General features: G+C 73.8%; 14 protein-coding genes and 1 tRNA gene (1 of these 15 only partly in view). 11 read left to right on the top strand and 4 right to left on the bottom strand.

The features are described from left to right. From ACIQUQ_RS17565 to ACIQUQ_RS17595, 7 genes are all read left to right on the top strand, one after another. On the top strand, positions 1 to 5,817 hold the end of the coding sequence (locus ACIQUQ_RS17565) for a non-ribosomal peptide synthase/polyketide synthase (protein WP_403976568.1). It extends 17,793 nt beyond the left edge of the window; only the last 5,817 of its 23,610 coding nucleotides appear in the window; its start codon lies off the left edge, out of view; it ends in the stop codon at positions 5,815 to 5,817. A gap of 76 nt (positions 5,818 to 5,893) precedes the next feature. Further along, the gene (locus tag ACIQUQ_RS17570; protein WP_403976569.1) at positions 5,894 to 6,868 is read left to right on the top strand and encodes an ornithine carbamoyltransferase; all 975 of its coding nucleotides are present in this window, start codon (positions 5,894 to 5,896) and stop codon (positions 6,866 to 6,868) included. Next, positions 6,865 to 8,277: an MFS transporter gene (locus tag ACIQUQ_RS17575; protein WP_403976571.1), complete on the top strand. Its 1,413-nt coding sequence runs from the start codon at positions 6,865 to 6,867 to the stop codon at positions 8,275 to 8,277. The genes ACIQUQ_RS17570 and ACIQUQ_RS17575 overlap by 4 nt, the downstream gene beginning before the upstream one ends. After that, positions 8,274 to 9,218, top strand: a complete 945-nt coding sequence (locus ACIQUQ_RS17580; protein WP_403976573.1) for a TauD/TfdA family dioxygenase — start codon at positions 8,274 to 8,276, stop codon at positions 9,216 to 9,218. The genes ACIQUQ_RS17575 and ACIQUQ_RS17580 overlap by 4 nt, the downstream gene beginning before the upstream one ends. 43 nt (positions 9,219 to 9,261) lie before the next feature. Beyond that, positions 9,262 to 10,059 (top strand): thioesterase II family protein, encoded by a 798-nt coding sequence (locus ACIQUQ_RS17585; protein ID WP_403976575.1) that lies wholly within the window; start codon positions 9,262 to 9,264, stop codon positions 10,057 to 10,059. A gap of 79 nt (positions 10,060 to 10,138) precedes the next feature. After that, positions 10,139 to 10,936 carry a 4'-phosphopantetheinyl transferase family protein gene (locus ACIQUQ_RS17590; protein ID WP_403976576.1) on the top strand — a complete coding sequence of 266 codons (798 nt, stop codon included), beginning with the start codon at positions 10,139 to 10,141 and terminating at the stop codon, positions 10,934 to 10,936. Between the two features lie 144 nt (positions 10,937 to 11,080). Beyond that, positions 11,081 to 11,575 carry a hypothetical protein gene (locus ACIQUQ_RS17595; RefSeq protein ID WP_403976578.1) on the top strand — a complete coding sequence of 165 codons (495 nt, stop codon included), beginning with the start codon at positions 11,081 to 11,083 and terminating at the stop codon, positions 11,573 to 11,575. 68 nt (positions 11,576 to 11,643) lie between these two features. On the opposite strand, the gene ACIQUQ_RS17600 is transcribed toward ACIQUQ_RS17595, so the two are convergent. Both ACIQUQ_RS17600 and ACIQUQ_RS17605 read right to left on the bottom strand, forming a co-directional pair. Continuing rightward, positions 11,644 to 12,354 (bottom strand): DUF4097 family beta strand repeat-containing protein, encoded by a 711-nt coding sequence (locus ACIQUQ_RS17600; RefSeq protein WP_403976580.1) that lies wholly within the window; start codon positions 12,352 to 12,354, stop codon positions 11,644 to 11,646. A 108-nt stretch (positions 12,355 to 12,462) separates the two neighbouring features. Continuing rightward, a complete protein-coding gene (locus tag ACIQUQ_RS17605) occupies positions 12,463 to 14,286 on the bottom strand; it encodes a BTAD domain-containing putative transcriptional regulator (RefSeq protein ID WP_403976582.1) in 1,824 nt (607 codons plus the stop codon). A 240-nt stretch (positions 14,287 to 14,526) separates the two neighbouring features. On the opposite strand from ACIQUQ_RS17605, the gene ACIQUQ_RS17610 reads away from it, so the two are divergent. Continuing rightward, positions 14,527 to 15,309, top strand: coding sequence for an ABC transporter ATP-binding protein (locus ACIQUQ_RS17610; RefSeq protein WP_403976584.1), 783 nt, complete (start codon positions 14,527 to 14,529; stop codon positions 15,307 to 15,309). Positions 15,310 to 15,477: 168 nt separating this feature from the next. Then, positions 15,478 to 15,705 carry a hypothetical protein gene (locus ACIQUQ_RS17615; RefSeq protein WP_403976586.1) on the top strand — a complete coding sequence of 76 codons (228 nt, stop codon included), beginning with the start codon at positions 15,478 to 15,480 and terminating at the stop codon, positions 15,703 to 15,705. A 98-nt stretch (positions 15,706 to 15,803) separates the two neighbouring features. Here the strand turns inward: ACIQUQ_RS17615 and ACIQUQ_RS17620 are convergent, their stop codons facing one another. Then, positions 15,804 to 18,851 (bottom strand): BTAD domain-containing putative transcriptional regulator, encoded by a 3,048-nt coding sequence (locus ACIQUQ_RS17620; protein ID WP_403976649.1) that lies wholly within the window; start codon positions 18,849 to 18,851, stop codon positions 15,804 to 15,806. Positions 18,852 to 19,059: 208 nt separating this feature from the next. Between ACIQUQ_RS17620 and ACIQUQ_RS17625 the strand changes: the two genes are divergently transcribed. Both ACIQUQ_RS17625 and ACIQUQ_RS17630 read left to right on the top strand, forming a co-directional pair. After that, entirely contained in the window at positions 19,060 to 19,539 is a 480-nt protein-coding gene (locus ACIQUQ_RS17625) for a phospholipase (RefSeq protein WP_403976588.1), read from the top strand. A gap of 62 nt (positions 19,540 to 19,601) precedes the next feature. Further along, entirely contained in the window at positions 19,602 to 19,922 is a 321-nt protein-coding gene (locus tag ACIQUQ_RS17630; protein WP_403976590.1) for a hypothetical protein, read from the top strand. A gap of 43 nt (positions 19,923 to 19,965) precedes the next feature. On the opposite strand, the gene ACIQUQ_RS17635 is transcribed toward ACIQUQ_RS17630, so the two are convergent. Then, positions 19,966 to 20,038, bottom strand: a tRNA-Arg gene (locus ACIQUQ_RS17635). Positions 20,039 to 20,263: the final 225 nt, after the last annotated feature.

Consider the following 20,263-nt stretch of genomic DNA (forward strand, 5'->3'; position numbering starts at 1 on the left):
CCGGCCTACCCGGCGGACCGGCTGGCCTTCATGCTGGCCGACTCCGGGGCCACGGCCCTGGTCAGCACCGGGCGGCTGGCCGACGGCCTGCCCGCCTGGGAGGGCCCGCTGCTGCTGGTCGACGCGGGCGCGCCCGACGAGGGACCGGCCGCCGAGGCGCCCGTACAGGACCCGGACGAGCTCGCGTACGTGATGTACACCTCCGGCTCCACCGGCACCCCCAAGGCCACCGCCGTCACCCACCGGGGCGTGGTGCGCACCGCGCTGCACGACGCGCTCACCCGGGTCGGCCCCGACGACGTGGTCTCGCACGTCGCGAGCGTCTCCTTCGACGGCGCCACCTGGGAGATCTGGAGCGCCCTGCTGGGCGGCGCCCGCCTGGAGGTCCTGGACCGCGACACGGTCCTGGACGCCCAGCTGCTGGCCGCCGTGGCCGCCGAGCGCGGGATCACCGCGATGATCCTCACGACCTCCCTCTTCAACCACCTGGCCAGGACCGTCCCCGAGATGTTCCGCGGCCTGCGCACGGTGATCTTCGGTGGTGAGACGGCCGACGCCGGCACCGTCCGCGAGCTGCTCCGCTCCGGCGGCCCGGCCCACCTCGTGCACGGCTACGGACCGACGGAGAACACCACCTTCTCCACCGTCCACGACGTGACCGCGGTGCCGGACGGCGCGACCTCGGTGCCCATCGGCGGACCCGTCGGCGACTCCCGCCTGTACGTGGTCGACGGCGAGCTGCGGCTCGTGCCGCGCGGGGTGCCGGGCGAGCTGTGCGTCGCCGGCGAGGGCCTGGCCCGCGGCTACCACGGACAGCCCGCGCTGACCGCCTCCCGGTTCGTGCCCGACCCGCACGGCGAGCCCGGCACCCTGATGTACCGGACCGGCGACGTCGTGCGCTGGCTGCCCGACGGCACGATCGACTTCATCGGCCGGGCCGACCACCAGGTCAAGCTGCGCGGCTACCGGATCGAGCTCGGCGAGATCGAGGCCGCCCTCGGCTCCCACCCCGCCGTCAGCCACGCCGCGGTCGTCCTGCGCGAGGACGCCCCGGGGGAGAAGCGGCTCGCCGCGTACGTCGTCACCGCCCCCGGGACCGAGACCGCACCGGCCCCGGCCGAGCTGCGCGACCACCTGCTGGAGACGCTTCCCGACTACATGGTCCCGGCCGCGTACGTCGTGCTCGACCGGATGCCGCTGACCGCCAACGGCAAGCTCGACACCCGGGCGCTGCCGGTGCCCGGCGAGGACGCCCTGGCGGCCTCCCGCGGCGGCGCGGCCCCGGCGACCCCCGACGAGATCGCCATCGCGGCGGTCTGGTGCGAGGTGCTGGGCGTGGCCTCCCTCTCGGTCACCGACAGCTTCTTCGACCTGGGCGGCGACTCGATCCGCGCCGTCACCCTGGTCGGCGCGCTCAAGGCGGCCGGCTACAGCGTGGCCGTCAGCGAGGTCTTCGAGCACCGGACGGTCGGCCGGCTGGCCGCCGCCGTCGCCGGCCGCGAGCTGCGCGAACAGCGGTACGTGGAGCCCTTCGAGCTGATCTCCGCCCAGGACCGCGCGCTGGTCCCCGACGGGGTCACCGACGCCTACCCGCTCTCCCAGCTCCAGACCGGCATGCTGGTCGAGCTGCTCTCCGGCGACGCTGCCGGCGGCGGCGACGGGACCGGCGGGAACAACTACCACAACACCACCTCGTTCGACATCCGCGACGGGATCCCCTTCGACCCCGCCGCGATGCGCGAGGCGGCCCGCCGGGTCACCGCCCGCCACGAGGCGCTGCGCACCTCCATCGACCTCGACACGTACTCCGTGCCGATGCAGCTGGTGCACGCCCGCGCGGAGATGCCGGTCAGCGTGCACGACCTGACCGGGCTCGACGAGGAGGGCTGGCACCGGCGGGTCCTGGAGATCAGCCGCGGCGAGCAGGAGAACCTCTTCGACACCACCAGGCCGCCGTTCGTCCGCCTCGCCTTCGCGGTCGGCGACCGGGGCTGGCGGATGTTCCTCAGCCTCAACCACACCATCCTGGAGGGCTGGGGCCACTACAGCCTGTGGATGGAGCTGCTCACCACGTACGCCGCGATCCGCGACGGGCAGGAGCCGGCCCCGGCCGAGCTGCCGCGCCTGCGGTTCGCCGACTTCATCGCGGGCGAGCACGAGTCGCTGGCCTCGGCGGAGGAGCGCGCCCACTGGCGCCGGACCGTCTCCGAGTACGCCCGCTTCACCCTGCCGGCCGCCTGGCGGCAGCCGCAGGAGCCGGCGAAGCCGTACTCGGTCACCGTCTCCCTGCACGACCTCCAGGACGCGATCAGGGCGACGGCCAGCCGGGCCGACGTGCCGGTCAAGAGCGTCCTGCTGGCCGCCCACCTCAAGGTGATGAGCCAGCTCACCGAGGAGCGGGACTTCCACACCGGGCTGGTCTGCGACAGCCGGCCCGAGGCGCCCGGCGCCGACCTGGTCTACGGCATGTACCTCAACACGCTGCCGATCCACCACCGCGGCGGCGCCCGCACCTGGCGGGAGCTGCTCACGCAGGTGTTCGCCCAGGAGACCGAGCTGTGGCCGAACCGGCGCTTCCCGCTGCCGGAGGTACAGCGCGAGGCGGGCGGCGGCCGGATCATCGACGTCTTCTTCAACTACCTGGACTTCCGCCAGATCGACACCGACCTGATGGACCTGGGCACCAGCCTCCGCGAGGGCGGCACCGAGTTCGACCTGGCCGTCACCACCATGGCCGGCGAGCTCGGACTCCTCACCAGCACGCAGGTGATGAGCCGCGAGCAGGCCCGCAGGCTGGGCCGGATGTACCGGCTGGTGCTGGAGGCGATCGTCGCCGACCTCGACGGGGACGCCGGCGAGGTGTTCCTGGCCGAGGAGGACCGCGAGCTGCTGCTGGGCGACTGGGCGGGCGCGGACGGCACCCCGTACGACACCACCCCGGTCCACCGGCGGTTCGCCGCCCGGGCCGCGGCGGCGCCCGGCGCCCCCGCCGTCGTCACCGGCGACGAGGTGCTCACGTACGGCGAACTGGAGGAGCGGGCCAACCGGTTCGCCCACCACCTGGCCGGACTCGGCGTGCGGCGCGGCCAGTTCGTGGCCGTGCTGCTCGACCGCGGCCCGGACATGCTGGTGGCCGTCCTGGGCGCGCTCAAGGCGGGCGCCGCGTACCTGCCGCTCGACCCGGAGACCCCGGCCGAGCGCCTGGCGTACCAGCTGGCCGACAGCGCGGCGCCGGTCCTGGTCACCCAGGAGTCGCTGCTGGACTCCGTACCGGAGCACCGGGCCCGGCTGCTGGTCCTGGAGCGGGAGGCGGCGGAGATCGCCGGACGGCCCGCCACCGACCCGGACGTTGCCGTCGACGGGGACGACCTCGTCTACACCATCTACACCTCCGGCTCGACCGGCCGCCCCAAGGGCGTGCTGATCACCCACGGCGGACTGGCCAACTACCTGGACTGGGCGCTGGCCTACTACGGGATGGACGGGGCGAACGGCGCGCCGATGTTCGGCTCCATCGCCTTCGACCTCGCCGTCCCCAGCTTCCTGCTCCCGCTGATCTCCGGCCGCGACGTCACGATGGTGCCAGGCGACCGCGGCCAGGAGGCCCTGCCGGCCCTGCTCCGCGAGGGCGGCGACTACAGCATCGTCAAGATCACCCCGGCCCACCTGGACCTGGTCGCCACCGAACTCGGCGACACCGCCGTCGACTCGGTGCGCACGTTCGTGGTCGGCGGCGAGGAGATGAAGCCCGAGATGGTGGCCGCCTGGCGGCGCACCGCCCCCGGCGCCCGGATCATCAACGAGTACGGGCCCACCGAGACGGTCGTCGGCTGCGTCGTCCACGACGCCACCGGCACCGCCGACGAGGCCGTCCCGGTCCCGATCGGCCGGCCCATCACCAACACGGAGGTGTACGTACTCGACCGGGAGATGCGCCCGGTCCCGGCCGGCGCCATCGGCGAGCTGTACCTCGGCGGCGCCGGAGTGGCCCGCGGCTACGGCGGCCGGCCCGCGCTCACCGCCGAGAAATTCGTCCCGCACCCCTTCGCCGCGCGCCCCGGTGCCCGGCTCTACCGGACCGGCGACCTCGCCCGGTTCCGCGCCGACGGCACGCTCGACTTCCTCGGGCGCGGCGACGACCAGGTCAAGATCCGCGGCTACCGCGTCGAACTCGGCGAGATCGAGGCCACCCTGCTGCTCGCCCCCGGCGTCAAGGACGCCGTGGTGCTGGCCCGCCAGGACCGCCCCGGCGAGCGCAGGCTCACCGGCTACGTCGTACCGGAGCCGGGCCACGCGCCCACCCCGGCCGACCTCGCCGCCCACCTGCGCCGGACCCTGCCGGCGTACATGGTGCCGCCGGTCTTCGTCACCCTGGACGAACTGCCCCTGGCCGTCTCCGGAAAGGTCGACCGCAAGGCCCTGCCCGCCCCCGGACAGGACGGCCTCCCCGAGGCCGGGCGGCCGCCCTACGTGGCACCGCGCGAGGGCACCGAGGAGCTGCTGGCCGCCATCTGGTCGGACGCCCTCGGCATCGAGAAGATCGGCGCCGACGACAGCTTCTTCGCCCTCGGCGGCGACTCGATCATGGTGCTCCCGGTGATCGCCGCGGCCCGCAGGGCCGGCCTGACGGTCTCCCTGCGCACCCTGTACGAGAGCGAGACCCTGGCCGAACTGGCCCGGGCCGTCGCCCCCGCACCCGCCCGCACCACCGGGGCGCCCGCCGCGCTGCCCGCCCCGGCCGAGGCGATGATCGAGCACCAGGTGCCCGGCGTCAGCGTGGCCGTCATCCGCGACGGGGCCGTCAGCGAGGTCCGCGGCTTCGGCGTCACCGCCTTCGGGGGCGGCGCCAGGGTCACCCCCGACACGCTGTTCCCGGCCGGGTCCATCAGCAAGTACGTCTCCGCACTGGGCGTCCTGCGCCTGGTCAAGGACGGGCTGATCGACCTCGCCGAGGACGCCAACCGGTACCTCACGAGCTGGCAGGTGCCCGGCGACGCCCCGGTGACGGTGGAACAGCTGCTCCGCTTCACCTCCGGCGTCACCCACCCGCCGACCGACCTGGAGCACCACTTCTACCGGCGCTCCGAGCCCCGGCCGAGCGCGGCCGAGATCCTGCACGGCCGCGCCCCGGCCAAGACCCCGCCGGTCGTCGTGGACGGCGTACCCGGCGAGGTCTTCCAGAAGAACAACGTGAGCTACACCGTGCTCCAGCAGCTCATGGAGGACGTCACCGGCACCCCGTTCCCGCGCCTCATGCGCGAACTCGTCCTGGACCCGCTGGGCATGACCGCCGGCGGCTACGAGGCGGACCACGCGGAGACCGCGGCCGGCGCGGGCCGCACGGTGGCCGTCGGCCACGACGAGAACGGCGTGCCCGTGGAGGGCGGCAGCTACGCCCACCCGGACGTCGCCGCCGCCGGCCTGTGGACCACCGCGCAGGACCTGGCCCAGGTCTCCCTGGAGATCCGCCGGGCCCACCGGGGCGAACCCTCCGAGGTCCTCACCCCGGAGCTCGCCCGGCGGATGCTCACCATCGTCGAACCCGGCCGCTTCTACGGCATGGGCTCCATCGTCGACACCACCGGCGGAGACCTCGAGTACGGGCACACCGGCCGCACCGCCGGCTTCCACGCCCTCACCCTGAGCCGCCTCGGCTCCGGCACCGGCGTGGTCGTCCTGACCAACGCCGACTCCGGGCGGGCCGTGCTCAAGCAGGTACTGGCCTCCGTACGCGAACACGACGCGGCCTGGACGGGCGAGGGCGAGATGACCCGGCTGTGGGAGCAGGGCCGGATCAACCCGCAGGCACAGGACTGACCGGCAGCAGCCGCGACGGCGGCGCGCCCCCGCGGGGCGCGCCGCCCCCACCCCGACCACCCGGAAGGAGCCCCCGATGGCACCCCCGTCACCGCACACCCGGCAGCTGCTCTCGATCGACGGACTGAGCGACGAGGACCTGCACTCGATCGTCGCCCGCGGCGCCCACTTCGCCTCGGGCGCCGGCGCCGACGAGCGCCCCCTGGCCGGCTGGGTCGCCGGCATCTACTTCAAGAAGACCTCCACCCGCACCAGGACCGCCTTCTCCGCCGGCGCCCTCCGGCTCGGCGCCCAGACCGTCACCTACGGACCCGGCGACCTCCAGGTCAACACCGGCGAGACGGTCGAGGACACCGGGCAGGTCATGGCCCGCATGCTCGACGTCCTGGTGGCCCGCACCGCCGGCCCCGACGAGGAGCTGCGCGGACTGTCCGGCGGCGGCCGGCTCCCCGTGGTCAACGCGATGAGCGCCGCCGAGCACCCCACCCAGGGCCTCACCGACCTCACCACCCTCCAGCTGCGGTTCGGCCGCATCGAGGGCCTGAGCGTGCTGTACGTGGGGGAGGGCAACAACACCGCCTCCGCCCTGGCCCTGGCGCTCAGCCGCTACCCCGGCACCCGGCTGGAGCTGCGCACCCCGCCCGGCTACGGCGTGGACCCGGCCATCCTGGCGCGGGCCACCGCGCAGGCCGCGCGCAACGGCTCGTACGTCGGCGAGGCCCACCACATGGAGGGCCTGCCCGAGGACGCCGACGCGATCTACACCACCCGCTGGCAGACCACCGGGACCAGCAAGCCGGACCCGGACTGGCGGCAGGTCTTCGCCCCGTTCCAGGTGACCGCCGGGCTGTGGCGGGCCAACCCCAAGGCCGCGTTCCTGCACGACCTGCCCGCGCACCGCGGCGAGGAGGTCACGGCCGAGGTGCTGGACGGCCCGGCGAGCATCGCCTTCGACCAGGCCGAGAACAAGATGCACAGCGCCATGGCCGTCCTGGAGTGGATCCGGCACGGCGCGCTGACCGGACCCACCCCGGAAGGACGGCCGGCATGACCGCCATCGAGACCACCCCCGAGACGACGCCCGGGACCGCCCCGGGCACCACCCCCGGGACACCCGCCGGGACACCCCCGGGGACACCCGCCGGGACACCCGCCGGGACACCCGCCGGGTCCGGACCGGCCGGGCAGGCCGCGCCGCAGGGCCCGTCCCTGCGCCGCAACCGGGACTTCGTCCTCCTCTGGGTCGGCGCCGGTGCCACCGCGCTCGGCGCCCGGGTCAGCTCCATCGCCTACCCGCTGCTGGTCATCTGGGCCACCGGCTCCGCGAGCGCGGCCGGCCTGGTCGGCTTCGCCGCCGCCCTGCCCAACCTGGTGGTGCAGCTGCACGCCGGCGCCCTCGTCGACCGCTGGGACCGGCGCCGCACGATGATCCTCTGCGACCTCGGCTGCCTCCTCGCGGCGGCCGCGGTCGGCGCGTCCGTCCTCGCCGGCCACGTCTGGATCCCGCTGCTCATGGCCGCCGCCTTCGTCCAGGGCAGCCTGGCCATCTTCTACCGGCTGGCCGAGCGGGCCGCCGTACGCCACGTGGTGCCCGAGCACCAGCTGCCGGCCGCCATGGCGGGCAACGAGGCGCGCGGCCAGGCCGCCGGCCTGCTGGGCCTGCCCGCGGGCAGCGTGCTCTACACCGTCGCCCGCTTCTCGCCCTTCCTCTTCTCGGCGGTCGCCCACGCCGTCTCGCTGGTCTCCCTGCTGCTCATCCGCAAGGACTTCCAGGACGAGCGCACCGCGGCCCCCGCCAGCGTCACCGCAGAACTGCGCGAAGGCCTCGCCTGGACCTGGAAGCAGCGCTTCCTGCGCTTCGGGATGCTGCTCATCAGCGGCAGCAACCTGCTCTTCCAGGCCCTCTCCCTGGCCCTCATCGTCATCGTCAAGGAGGCCGGCGGCTCGGCCGCGAGCATCGGCGTCATCACCGCGGTCAGCGGCGTGGGCGGCATGTTCGGCGCCCTCACCGGCACCTTCTGGATGCGCCGGATCAGCCTGCGCGGCCTGCTCGTCGGCGGCGCCTTCGGCTGGGCCCTGCTGATGCCCTTGGTCGCCCTCACCGGCCACCCGGTGCTGCTGGGCGCGATCTTCCTGGTCGCCGCCATGATCGGCAGCGTCACCAACGTCGCCGGCGGCGTCTACCAGGTCGGCATCACCCCCGACCGGCTCCAGGGCCGCGTCGGCGGGGCGATGGGCCTGATCGGCTCCGGCGCCGCGTCCCTGGGCATGCTCGGCGGCGGCTTCGCCCTGGAGGCCTTCGGCGCCACCCCGACCGTGTACGGGATCGCCGCCGCGATGGCCGCACTCGCCCTGCTCTCCCTCCTGCTGCCGCACGCCGACTACCCCGAGTCCCTGCGCCGGCCCCGCCCCGGAGACGCCCCCGAACCCACCACACAGGAAGCGAACCAGCCCGCATGAACACCACCGTGACCACCTGGACCCCGTACGAGATCCGCCCCGCCGACACCGGCACCCCGGCCACCCCCGAGGGCCTGGCCGCCCACCTGGCGGACACCGCGCTCGCCGACCGGCTGCTCACCGAGCAGAAGGCCCTGGTCTTCCGCGGCTTCCACCTCACCCCGGACACCCTCGGCCCGGTGCTCGACCTGCTGCTGCGCAACCGGCTGGCGTACGTCCACGGCAACTCCCCGCGCACCAAGGTCGGGGACAACGTCTACACCTCGACCGAGTACCCGGCCGAGTTCACCATCTCCATGCACAACGAGCTGTCGTACGCCGAGAGCTGGCCCTCCCGGCTCGCCTTCTTCTGCCAGCAGGCCCCCGAGACCGGCGGCGCCACCCCCATCGTCGACGGCACCCGCTGGCTCGCCTCGCTCGACCCCGAGGTCCGGGAGGCCTTCGCCGCCGGCGTCCGCTACACCCAGAACCTCCACGACGGCATGGGCCTGGGCAAGAGCTGGCAGGACACCTTCGAGACGCGCGACCGCGCCGAGGTCGAGGAGTACCTGCGCGGCACCGGCGCCGACTGGGAGTGGCGGCCCGACGGCGGGCTGCGCGTCAGCCTGCTGCGCCCGGCCACCGTCCGCCACCCGGTGACCGGCGAGGAGGTCTGGTTCAACCAGGCCGACCAGTGGCACCCGGCCTCCCTCGGCGACGAGACCGCCGCCGCCCTGGCCCGGCTGCTGCCCACCGACGAGCTGCCGCAGTACGTGACCTTCGCGGACGGCTCGCCGATCCCCGACGCGTACGTCGTCCAGGTCCGCGACCGGGGCCTCGACAACGCCGTGGACGTGGACTGGCACACCGGCGACCTGATGGTCATCGACAACGTGGCCGTGGGCCACGGCCGCCGCCCCTTCACCGGCCCGCGCCGCGTCCTCGTCGCCATGACCGACTAGCCGGCCCGACCGGGCCGACCGAACAGATCGGAGCAACGACACGATGTCCCCCGCCACCCAGGCCGCGCTCCTCGCGCCCCCGGCACCGGCGGACGACGCCGGCCGCTGGTTCCGCAGACAGCCCCGCACCGCAGTGCCCCGCGTCCGCCTGGTCTGCTTCCCGCACGCGGGCGGCGCCGCCAGCCTCTACCGGGACTGGCCGGACGGGCTGCCCGCCGGGATCGAGGTGCTGGCCGCCCGCTACCCGGGCCGCCAGGACCGCTTCCACGAACCCCCGGTCGAGCACATGGCGGAACTCGCCGACCGGCTCACCGCCGCCCTCCGGCCCTACCTGGGCGCGCCGCTCGCCTTCTTCGGCCACAGCCTCGGCTCCGACGTGGCCTACGAGGTGACCCGGCGCCTGGAGGAACGGTTCGGCGTCAGCCCGGAGCGGATCTTCGTCTCCGGCGCGGCCGCCGCGTACGCCTCGGACCCCGTCGACCTGACGGGCTGGACCGACGCCGAACTGGCCGCGGAGGTACGCCGGCTGGAGGCGCCGCACGCCGAGATCCTCGACGATCCCGAACTGGCCGCGCTGCTGCTGCCCGCCCTGCGCGCCGACTACCGGCTCAACGCCCGGTACCGGCCGACCCTGGACGAACTGGGCACCGTACGCGCCCCGATCACCGCACTCACCGGCGACGCGGACCCGCTGCTGCCGCCCGAGGACGTGCTCGGCTGGGGCGCACTGACCACCGGCGGATTCACGCACCGGGTGTTCTCCGGCGGCCACTTCTACCTGGAACAGCACAGGGCGGCGGTGCTCCGGATGGTCACCGCCGCCCTGCTCCCGGCCGGATAGGCCCGCGGCCCACTGCCGTATAGCTCCCTGCATGCCCGACATGCGCTCAATGAAGAGACGCAGCAAGAAAGGAGATGCCATGCCCGTACCGCACGGTTCGCCGGGCAGCCTGACCCTGGACCCCGCCCTCCGCGCCGATGCCGAGCAGGCCGTACGCGCCCTGCGGGCCTCGGGCGAGGTCCACGTGTGGTGGTGGGCCCTGCCCGCCCGCACGGACCCCGACGACCTGGCGCTGCTGAACACCGCCGAGTACGAGAGGGCGCTGAGGTTCCACGCTGAACGCGACGCCGCCGGCTTCGTCCGGGCCCACGCCTCCGCCCGCCGGGCCCTCGCCGGACTGCTGGGCGTTCCGGCCGCCGAGGTCGACCTGGGCCGCCGGGTCTGCCCCGGCTGCGGGGACGGCTCGCACGGCCCGCCGAGCGTGCTGCGTCCGGCGGTGCCGCTGGCGGTCAGCCTCTCGCGCACCGACGGCCTGGGCGTCCTGGCCGTCCGGGCCGGGACCCGGGTCGGGGTCGACGTGGAGGCGCGGCGCGACGTCCGCGCCGACACCCTCGCCGAGCTGGTCCTGTCGGAGTCCGAGCGCCGGGTGCTGGCCGGGCTGGCGCCGGGACCGGACCGCGACGCCGCCTTCCACCGCTGCTGGACCCGGAAGGAGGCGGTGGTCAAGGCCGTGGGCGTGGGCCTGATCGGCACCGAACTGACCGCGCTGGAGGTCCACATGGAGGACGACGGCCCGGTCGCCGTCAGCCACAGCCACCAGGGCGTGAACACCCTCTGGTCGGTGTCCGACCTGGACGTCGGCGCCGGGTACACCGCGGCCCTGGCCCGCCCGGACCGCTCCGCGACCGGCCCGGTGGTCCTCCACCCGCCGGTCTAGCCACCCCTCGGCTCCCGCCCGTACCGCTCCGCCCGGCCCCGCCGCCGGCGGACACCCCGTACCGCACGCAGCACCCCGACGCTCCGCACAGCGCACCCGCTCCGACTTCCGCAGCACCATCCCCGCCACGAGAGAGGCACGACCATGACACTGGAAGCCACCGAGAACACCGCACTGCCGGCGCTGGACGACGAACTCTGGCTCGACTACCACCGGCTCCTGGAGACCGTGGTCGAGCAGGCCGACCCCGGCCCGGCGGCCGACGGCTGGGAGTACCGCGAGCGCGAGCGCGTCTCCGCCTGGGTGCGGCACGTGTACGAACACCCGCTGTCCCCGGCCGTGTTCGCCGCACCGGTGAGCCTGGTCCGGGCGGCGGCCGAGCGGGTCGAGGCCGCTGAGCTGGGCCACCGGATGGACGTCGGCCGCGGCGCGGCCCGCCCCTCGAAGCCCACCGCCGCCACCCGGGCGGTCGCCGCCGTCGCCGCGATGCGGGCGATGACGGCCGACGCGCTGGCCCAGTCCCCGCGCCCGGGCCGCGAGCGCGTGGTCTCGGACGTCTGGACGGTGGTGCGGGAGACCATCGCGCCGCCCTCCGAGCGTCATGCCCTCCCCTTCCACCGGACCCGAAGCACTTGGTGATCCCGCGGCCCGGGGCCGCGGAGGCGGGGGGACCAGGTCCGTACGGACCCGGTCCCCCCGCCGCGTTCTCAGGTGGTGACCGAGACGCTGCCGCCGGTCGTGGACACCTTGATGCGGTTGCCCGAGGCCGGGTCGGTGCGGACGTCCACCTTCTCGCTGCCGCCGATGGCACTGGCGTCCACCGCGTAGGCGGCGCTGTTCGGCACCTTCACCGTCACGTCGCCGCCGTCGGTGCCGGCCTCCACGCTCTTCGGGGCCGACGCGAACGTGGCGGACACGTCCCCGCCGCTGACCTTGGCCAGCAGCTTGGTGCCGGCCAGGCCCTCGGCGTGGACCGAGCCGCCGGTGGTGCGGGCCTCGACGTCACCGGTGAGCTTGCGCACGGTGATGTCGCCGGCGAAGCCGACCAGCTTCACCGAAAGGCCGCTGGGCACCTCGACCTTGTAGCTGATGACGCAGTCCGAATCGTCCTCGGGTCCGCAGTCCGGGCCCGCGTTCAGGCTCAGCTCGCCGCCCGAGACGGTCTGGCCGGTGCGCGGGCGCTTGCCGCTGTAGGTGACGGTCTCGGTCACCTTGACCACGCTGCCGGAGCCGCCGGTCACCTCGATGTCGCCGCCGGGCGACTCCACCGAGAGCGCGGTCACCTTGTCGGTCACCGTGTACGAGCGGGTGGCGGTCTCGTCGCCGAGGCCCACGGAGGAACAGGCGGTCAGTAAAGAGCCGCAGAGGGCGGCCGCCACGACGGCGGCGCAGGCGGTGGCGGTGCGGGTGAGCTTCACGGGTACTCCTTGGTTCGGTGCGAGGGGTGTGATCGGTCGGGTCGTCGGGGTCGGGGTCGGGGTCGGAGACGGGCGGCGGCAGGCGGAGGCCGGGCCGCGCCGCGCCGGTCAGAGGGCGTGCACCGGCGCGGTGTCCAGGGCGCCGGACTCCGTGGCGGCGAACAGCCAGACCAGCTCGTGGCAGCGGTACTGCGGCCGGCCCTCCCGGTCGACGCCGCTGATGTCCAGCAGCGCGGCGTCCACCAGGCTCTCCAGGCCGCGTTCCGCCAGGTCCTCGGGTACGCCCAGCACCTCGGCCATGGCCTGCGCGGAGAACGGCTCGGGACCCAGGTCGGCCAGGCCGGCCAGCGCCGTCTGCGCGCGCGGGTCCAGCAGCCGTACGGAGGGCAGCAGCGCGTCCCGGACGCGCAGGTCCCCGTACCCCAGCTCGGCCAGCCGGGTCTCCGGGTCGGCGAGCCGCCGGGCCAGCCGGGCCGTCGGCCAGTGGGGCCGGGCGGCGAGCCGGGCGCCGGTGATCCGCAGCGCGAGCGGCAGCCCCGCGCAGTAGGCGACCAGGTCGTCCGAGGCGTCCGGGTCGGCGGTGATCCGCGAGCGGCCGGCGGCGGACGCCAGCAGCTCCAGCGCGGAGTCGTCGTCCAGCGGGCCCAGCGCCACCGTGTACGCGCCGGCCACCCGGGCCAGCTGGGTGCGGCAGGTGACCAGCACGGTGATGTCCGGGTTGCCCGGCAGGAGGGGGCCCAGCTGGAGGTCCCCGACCGCGTTGTCGAGCAGGATCAGCAGCCGCCGGCCCGCGGTGCGGGTGCGGTAGCGGCGTACCAGCTCCTCCAGGTCGTCCTGGTCGCCCGGCTCGTCGAGGTCGTCCTCGCCCAGTGCGCGCAGCAGCCGTACCAGCACGGCGCAGGGGTCGCGGGGGGTGCCGTCGGGCTCGCACAGGTCGGCGTACAGCTGGCCGTCCGGGAAGAGGGCCGAGGAGACGTGGGCGGCGCGGACCGCGAGCGCCGTCTTGCCGATGCCGGCCATGCCGGTGATCAGGAACCGCCGGGGACGCCAGGTGCCGTCCTCCGGGACGGGGCCGATCATCGTGGTGAGCGTGGCGAGTTCCGCGTCCCGGCCGGTGAAGTCGTCCGTGTCGGGCGGCAGCATCGCCGGCGTCACCACCGGGCGCCGGGCGCCCGTGGTGATGGGCGCGGGGGACTCGAGCCCCAGCTCGCCGGTGAGCACCGCCTTGTACGTGTCCCCGAGCGCCGTGCCCGGGTCGACGCCGAGCTGCTCCGCCAGCACCTTGCGCCCCTCGTGGTAGGCGTGCAGGGCGTCCGCCTGGCGGCCGCAGCGGTAGAGGGCCGTCATGAGCTGGGCCCGCAGCCGCTCCCGGGTGGGGAACCGGGCCACCAGGCCGGTGAGTTCACCGGTGATCCGCTCGTGCCGGCCCAGGGCCAGATCGGCCTCGATCCGGCACTCCAGGGCCCGGTTGCGGGCTTCCTCCAGCGGCTCGCGCTCCACCTCCAGCATGTACTCGGTGACGTTGGCGAGTGCCGGCCCGCGCCACAGCTCCAGGGCCCGGCACAGCAGCTCACCGGCCTTCTCGTACTCGCCCCGCTCCAGGCAGGACCGGCCCTCGCGCTCCAGCCGCTCGAAGCGGTCGAGGTCGATGCGGCTGCCGTGGGCGGCGAAGAGGTAGCCCGGCGGCTGCCGGATGATCTCCACGTCCTCGCCGAGGTGCTTGCGCAGCCGTGACATGTACGTGTAGATCTGCGCGCCGGCCGTGGCGGGAGGGTCCCAGCCCCACAGCAGGGTGCTCAGCCGTGCGTCGGAGACCACGCGGCCGCGGGCCAGGAGCAGCGCCGCGAGCACGGTGTGCACCTTGGAACCGGACAGCGCGATCCGGGTGTTGCCGCGTCGTGCCTCGACCGGGCCGAGGATTCGGAAGTCCATACGTCACCCCGTTGATCTGGTTAATGTGCTGCGAGCTCAGTCAACGAAGCTAGAAGTCGAGGCTATTGGCGGGATTTCGCTTCGATTTCGGCCCAGGCCGGGGGTGATCCGGCCGAACTGCGGCCCGGGGGGCGGCGCGGAATAGCTCCAGCAGAGTCGTGGAAGGCACTCTGGGGAGGCCGTTCCGGCTGCGGGCGGAACCGGCAGTTCACGCCCCCACAGTGAGAGGACCCCTCGCCGATGAGGACCGAGACCAGCGGCCGAGCGCCCCAGACAGGCGAAGAGACGAGGGGGCACGCGCTGCGCCTGGACGCGGTGACCAAGGTGTACGGCAAGGGCGGCAGCGAGGTGCGGGCCCTGGACGGGGTCTCCCTGGCGGTGGACCGCGGCTCGTTCACCGCGGTGATGGGACCGTCCGGCTCCGGCAAGTCCACCTTCCTGCACTGCGCCGCCGGCCTCGACATGCCGACCACCGGGTCCGCGTACATCGGCGGCACCGAGCTGAACGGCCTCAACGAGACGCAGCTGACCAAGCTGCGCCGCAAGCGCATCGGCTTCGTCTTCCAGGCCTTCAACCTGGTGGCCTCGCTGACCGTGCGGCAGAACATCGAGCTGCCGATGCGGCTGGCGAAGGAGAAGCTGGACCCGGCGTGGCTGGACGAGGTGCTCACCCGGGTCGGGCTGGCGGGCCGCGCCTCGCACCGGCCGGGCGAGCTGTCCGGCGGCCAGCAGCAGCGCGTGGCCATCGCGCGGGCGCTGATCACCCGCCCGGACGTGATCTTCGGCGACGAGCCGACCGGCGCGCTGGACACCGTCACGGCCAAGGAGATCCTCGCGCTGCTGCGCACCAGCGTGGACGAGACCGGGCAGACGGTGGTGATGGTGACCCACGACCCCGTGGCCGCCTCGTACGCCGACACCGTGGTCTTCCTGGCGGACGGGCGGATCGCCGACCGGATGGAGGCTCCGACTCCGGACCGGGTCGCGGAGCGGATGACGCACCTGGGCGCCTGGGGGAGCTGAGGAGACCCCTGCTGACCTGCGGTTTCACTGGGGAACATGACACACGCACCTGCCAAAACTTGACAGAAATCGAAGCAACATCGCCTCAATAGCGCTCCTTCCTAACGTTCTTCTCGTCGCAGAACGACGGCGGCAGTCACGCAGACCGGAATCGACGAGGAGTTCACGATGCGCAGCACCCGCACCGCTTTCGCAGCCGCTCTTGCCACCGTTGTCGCGGGCTTCGCCCTGACGGTGGGCACGGCGGGTCAGGCGGCGGCGAGCGAGCGCCCGTCCACCGCCGTGGTGTCGGCCACGCAGGACGAGGTGCCCTGGACGGGCCCGATCCACGGGGTGATCGGCGAGGCCGTCGGCGTGATCGACGCGATCACCGACGGCGAGGTCCCCTGGACCTGATCGCACCGAGCACGACCTGCCTCACACGACGCGAAGGGATCCCGGCCCCCCAGGGGGCGCCGGGATCCCTTCGCGTTGCGGGCAGGTGGGAGCCGGGCCTACCGGCTCTCGAGGATCTCCACCAGCACGGCGGGGGCTAAGGCACGGCCCTGCCCGGCGGCCACGGAATCCTGCGCCCGCTGCGCGCGGTCGAGCCACACCTTCGCCCCCAGCTCCCGGAAGGCGTCCCCGGCGGCCGAGAGGGGCGCCTCCGCGCCGGCGGAGCCGCGTACGGCCGCCGCGCAGCCGAGGTCCAGCTCGATCCGCGCGTACAGGAAGCGGTCCCCGACCTCCTTCGCCGCCTCCAGCGCCTGCTCCAGCACGATGTCGGCCTCCGCCCACTCGCCCTGCCGCCAGCGCGCCTCGCCGATGCCGCGCAGCGCGTGCGCCTCCCCGAGCCGGTCGCCGTCCTCGCGGGTCAGCTCCAGCACCGTGAAACAGGCCTCCTCCGCCCCCGCGGGATCGCCCCGCCGCAGCAGCGCCTCGGCCAGCCGGTAGGTGTTCTGGGTCTCGCCCCGCACGGATCCGGCCTCGCGGCTCTTCGCTATGGCCTCCGTGCACAGGGCGATCCCCGCCGAGATGTCGCCGCGCTCGAGCTCCAGCTGGGCGAGCAGCCCCAGTACGTGCGACTCGCCCGCGACGTCCTCGGCCGTGCGGAAGCCCTCCAGCGCCTCCCGGGCCATCCGCAGGGCCAGCTCCAGCTCCCCGGAGAAGCGCGCGCACAGGGCCAGGTTCCGCAGGGTGACCGCCCGGCCGTGCACCTCGCCCGAGCCGTCGAAGAGCGTCAGGGCGCGGTCGAGCCAGCCCTGTGCCTCCTCGTACTGGCGCTGGTAGATGGCGAGCGTGCCGAGGGAGCGGAGCATCGTGGCCTCGCCGAGCCGGTCGCCCACCCGCTGCGCGGCGGCCAGGGCGTGCTCGGCACAGGAGCGCCAGTCCTCCAGGTAGTTGTGCGCCTCGAAGAGGGTGGTGCTGTTGACGGTCAGGCCCCAGGCGTACGCGGAGTCGTCCGCCGCGGCCGCCTGGTCGATCACGTCGGCCAGCGCCGTCCGCTCGGACTCGAACCACTCCATCGGGTCGGCCAGCAGCTCCTCCACCAGCTCGTCCGGCAGGGTCAGGCGCTCGACGCCCTCGCCGTAACCGACCGCGTGGGAGCCGCCGTACGTACGCCTGCGCGCGCAGTCGGCGAGGGTGAGCCAGCCGCTGTACGCGCGCTTGAGCGCCGTACCGCGCGCCTCGGGACTCTCCTCCGCCTGCGCGCACTCCCACGCGAAGAGCCGCAGCAGGTCCTGGAAGCGGTAGCGGGTGACCGGTCCCGAGCCCGGGGCGACCTCCAGCAGCTGCGCGTCGACCAGCTGCTCGATGAGGTTCTCGGCGTCCAGGATGTCGGTGCCGACCAGCGCCGCCCCCACCCAGGCCGCGAAGTCCGGCACGGTCAGCAGCCCGAGGCGCCGGTACAGCTCGCGGGCGCCGGACGACAGGTCGCGGTAGCTGAGCCGGAAGCCGGCCCGCACCCCGCCCTCGCCCGGGCTCAGCTCGTCGAGCCGGCGGCGCTGGTCCTCCAGCCGGGACACCAGGTTGCGCACCGACCAGTGCGGCTTCGCGGCCAGCCGGGCGCCCGCGATGCGCAGGGCCAGCGGCAGACGGTCGCACAGCATGCCGAGGCGCTCGGTGGCGATCGGGTTGGCGCCGATGCGGTCCGCACCGGCGATCTCGGCGAGCAGGGCGGTGGCCTCCTCCGGGGCCATGGTGTTGAGGCCGATCTGGAGCACGGCGTAGTCGCCGATCAGGTCGTCCATCAGGTCGCGGCCGGTGATGACCACGCAGCAGCGGCCGTTGCCCGGCAGCAGGGGCCGGATCTGCTGGAAGGACCGGGCGTTGTCCAGCACGATCAGCACCCGCTTGCCGCCCAGCACGCTGCGGTAGAGCGCGGCCCGCTCGTGCGGGTCGGACGGGATCTGCGGGGCCGGCACGCCGAGGGCGCGCAGGAAGCGGTCGAGGGTGGTCGCCGGCGTGACCGGCTCGTCCTTCTCGTCGTACCCGCGCAGGTCGGCGAAGAGCTGGCCGTCCGGGAAGCGCGCGGCGATCTGGTTGGCCCAGTGGACCGCCAGCGCCGTCTTGCCCACGCCGCCGATGCCGCTGATCGCGGCCATGGCCAGCGGTGACTGGCCCAGGCGCTCGTCCAGCATCCGGTCGAGCTGTCTGAGCTCCTTGTGCCGGCCGGTGAAGGAGGCCGACTCGACCGGGAGTTGGGCCGGCACGTTGGTGGCGGGCGCCGGCGCCGGGTCGCTGGGCGGCTGGGACAGCTCGGGCGAGTCGCGCAGCACGAGGTCGTGCAGGCCCTGGAGCACCGGGCCCGGCTCGATGCCGAGTTCGTCGACGAGCAGGTTGCGGCCCTCCCGGAAGACGGCGAGCGCGTCCGCGCGGCGGCCGGACCGGTACTGCGCCAGGATCAGGTGCGCCCGGGCCTGTTCGCGCAGCGGGTGCTGGGCGACGAGCGCGGTGAGCTCCGGGATCAGCGCCTGGTGGCGGCCGAGCTGGAGGCGCAGCCCGGCGCTCTCCTCGTGCACGTCGAGCCGGAGTTCGTCCAGCCGCGCGGCCTCCTGTTCCACGGGCGGTCCGGTGACCCCGTCGAGCGCGCGCCCCCGCCAGAGGGAGAGCGCCTCGGAGAAGACGGCGCAGGCCTCGGCGGTCTGCCCGCCGCGGGCCACCTCCCGGGCCCGGCCGACGAGTTCGTCGAACTCCACGATGTCGATGCGGTGTTCGCCGGGGTGCAGGGTGTAGCCCGGGTGGGAGGTGACGATCAGGTCACTCACCCCGGCCTCGTCCTTGAAGACCTTCCTGAGTCCGGCGACGCAGATGGCGATCTGGTTGCGGGCCGTGGTCGGCGCTCCGCCGGGCCACACCGCGTGGATCAACGTGTCCACCGAGACCACCCGGCCCGGTGACAGAAGAAGCATGGTCAGAACGGTGCGCTGCCTGGCTCCCCCCAGTTTGCGCAGGCTGTTCCCGCCAATCTGGACGTCCAGCGGCCCCAATAGTCTGAATACGACCTGATGCATTCGGCTCCATCCCCCTGTTGCAGCCAGCACCTCACGGTGCGCGTACATTCTGATCACTTACTGATGGGTAGATCCACCGCCGTCCAGCCGCGAACCCTGCTGAAATTCGGTCAAAGAGGCTCATAGCCTTTTCCGTTGAGCGGTCCCTCGTGGTATAGACCCAGGCAAGCGCGGCGATAGTTCCTCCGAGAAACCTGGAGTCCGCCGCCGGGAAGTCCGGCCGGCTCGACCGGATCCACTTCCCGGAGGTACTCCGATGCGCACCCGTCTCGCCACCGTGCTCGCCGCCGCAGCCATGACCGGCATCGTCGCCTTCGCGGGTCCCGCCGCGGCGGCGCCCGCCGACAAGCCGCAGGTGCTGAGCAGCTGGACCCAGACGAGCGCCGCCAGCTACAACGCCTGGGTGTCCGCCCGTGGCAACCAGGGCGCCTGGTCCGCGTACGGCTTCGACTGGTCGACGGACTACTGCACCACCTCGCCGGACAACCCGTTCGGCTTCCCGTTCCAGACCGCCTGCGCGCGCCACGACTTCGGCTACCGCAACTACAAGGCGGCCGGCAGCTTCGACGCCAACAAGCCCCGCCTGGACGACGCCTTCTACGCCGACCTGAAGCGCGTCTGCGCCCAGTACGGCACCGTCAAGAAGGCGTCCTGCGACTCCACCGCCTGGACCTACTACCAGGCCGTCAAGGCCTTCGGCTTCTCCGCCGCGGTCGACGGCACGGCCGTGGCCTGAACCCGCCCGGTCCCGCGCGCCGCCGGGGCGCGCGGGACGGACCGGTACCTAGGCTCGACCCCATGACCGAGAACGAGATCAAGCTCAAGGCCATCGCGGCGCTGACGGCGCTGCGCGGCGGCGTGGACGAGGGCCTCGTCTCCGAACTGCTGGGCGAGGTGATCCCGACGCAGTTCACCGTCCCGGCCGAAGCGGGCGCGGAAGCGGTCGGCATGGCGGTCCTGGAGCAGCTGTCCGGCCCCCTCAGCGCCCTGGTGACCGGCTTCATCCTGGCCTTCGAGTCCCTGGCGGAGGCGCACGACGCCTCGGGCGCCGAACCGGGCACCGACCAGATCCTCCAGGAAGTGGCCCTCACCCTGGCCCGCGACAACCCGGAGGAATGACGAAAGCCCCCCACGAGCAGCGCTCGCAAAGGGCAGAGAAGAGCGCCCCCGGCAGGACTCGAACCTGCGGCCAAGCGCTTAGAAGGCGCCTGCTCTATCCACTGAGCTACGGGGGCCGGAAAGGTGGCCTTGGTGGCCAGGAGCCCCGGGGTGGGGGTGGGACCGCGTCCGGGCCGGGTCAAGGATAGGGCTCCGGTTGCCTTGTCCCGGTTGCTTCACTCGCGTGCCACGATGTGGAGGTTCGGTGAAGCGGTCCCGATAATCGCAGGCAGGTGCGATTCTCGCACCGCTTTTGCGCGGTCGCGCCCCGGGTGTTGTGCACTCGTTATGCCTGCGCCCCA

Origin of the sequence: Streptomyces sp. NPDC101118 (assembly GCF_044759445.1) — a bacterium.
Lineage (GTDB): Bacteria > Actinomycetota > Actinomycetes > Streptomycetales > Streptomycetaceae > Streptomyces.

What these genes read in the sequence shown, in the direction of transcription:
- ACIQUQ_RS17595 (WP_403976578.1), top strand. Translation starts at nt 11,081, where the DNA reads ATGACACTGGAAGCCACCGAGAACACCGCACTGCCGGCGCTGGACGAC.
- ACIQUQ_RS17585 (WP_403976575.1), top strand. Translation starts at nt 9,262, where the DNA reads ATGTCCCCCGCCACCCAGGCCGCGCTCCTCGCGCCCCCGGCACCGGCG.
- ACIQUQ_RS17615 (WP_403976586.1), top strand. Translation starts at nt 15,478, where the DNA reads ATGCGCAGCACCCGCACCGCTTTCGCAGCCGCTCTTGCCACCGTTGTC.
- ACIQUQ_RS17575 (WP_403976571.1), top strand. Translation starts at nt 6,865, where the DNA reads ATGACCGCCATCGAGACCACCCCCGAGACGACGCCCGGGACCGCCCCG.
- ACIQUQ_RS17625 (WP_403976588.1), top strand. Translation starts at nt 19,060, where the DNA reads ATGCGCACCCGTCTCGCCACCGTGCTCGCCGCCGCAGCCATGACCGGC.
- ACIQUQ_RS17570 (WP_403976569.1), top strand. Translation starts at nt 5,894, where the DNA reads ATGGCACCCCCGTCACCGCACACCCGGCAGCTGCTCTCGATCGACGGA.
- ACIQUQ_RS17620 (WP_403976649.1), bottom strand. Translation starts at nt 18,851, where the DNA reads ATGTACGCGCACCGTGAGGTGCTGGCTGCAACAGGGGGATGGAGCCGA.
- ACIQUQ_RS17580 (WP_403976573.1), top strand. Translation starts at nt 8,274, where the DNA reads ATGAACACCACCGTGACCACCTGGACCCCGTACGAGATCCGCCCCGCC.
- ACIQUQ_RS17630 (WP_403976590.1), top strand. Translation starts at nt 19,602, where the DNA reads ATGACCGAGAACGAGATCAAGCTCAAGGCCATCGCGGCGCTGACGGCG.
- ACIQUQ_RS17605 (WP_403976582.1), bottom strand. Translation starts at nt 14,286, where the DNA reads ATGGACTTCCGAATCCTCGGCCCGGTCGAGGCACGACGCGGCAACACC.
- ACIQUQ_RS17590 (WP_403976576.1), top strand. Translation starts at nt 10,139, where the DNA reads ATGCCCGTACCGCACGGTTCGCCGGGCAGCCTGACCCTGGACCCCGCC.
- ACIQUQ_RS17610 (WP_403976584.1), top strand. Translation starts at nt 14,527, where the DNA reads ATGAGGACCGAGACCAGCGGCCGAGCGCCCCAGACAGGCGAAGAGACG.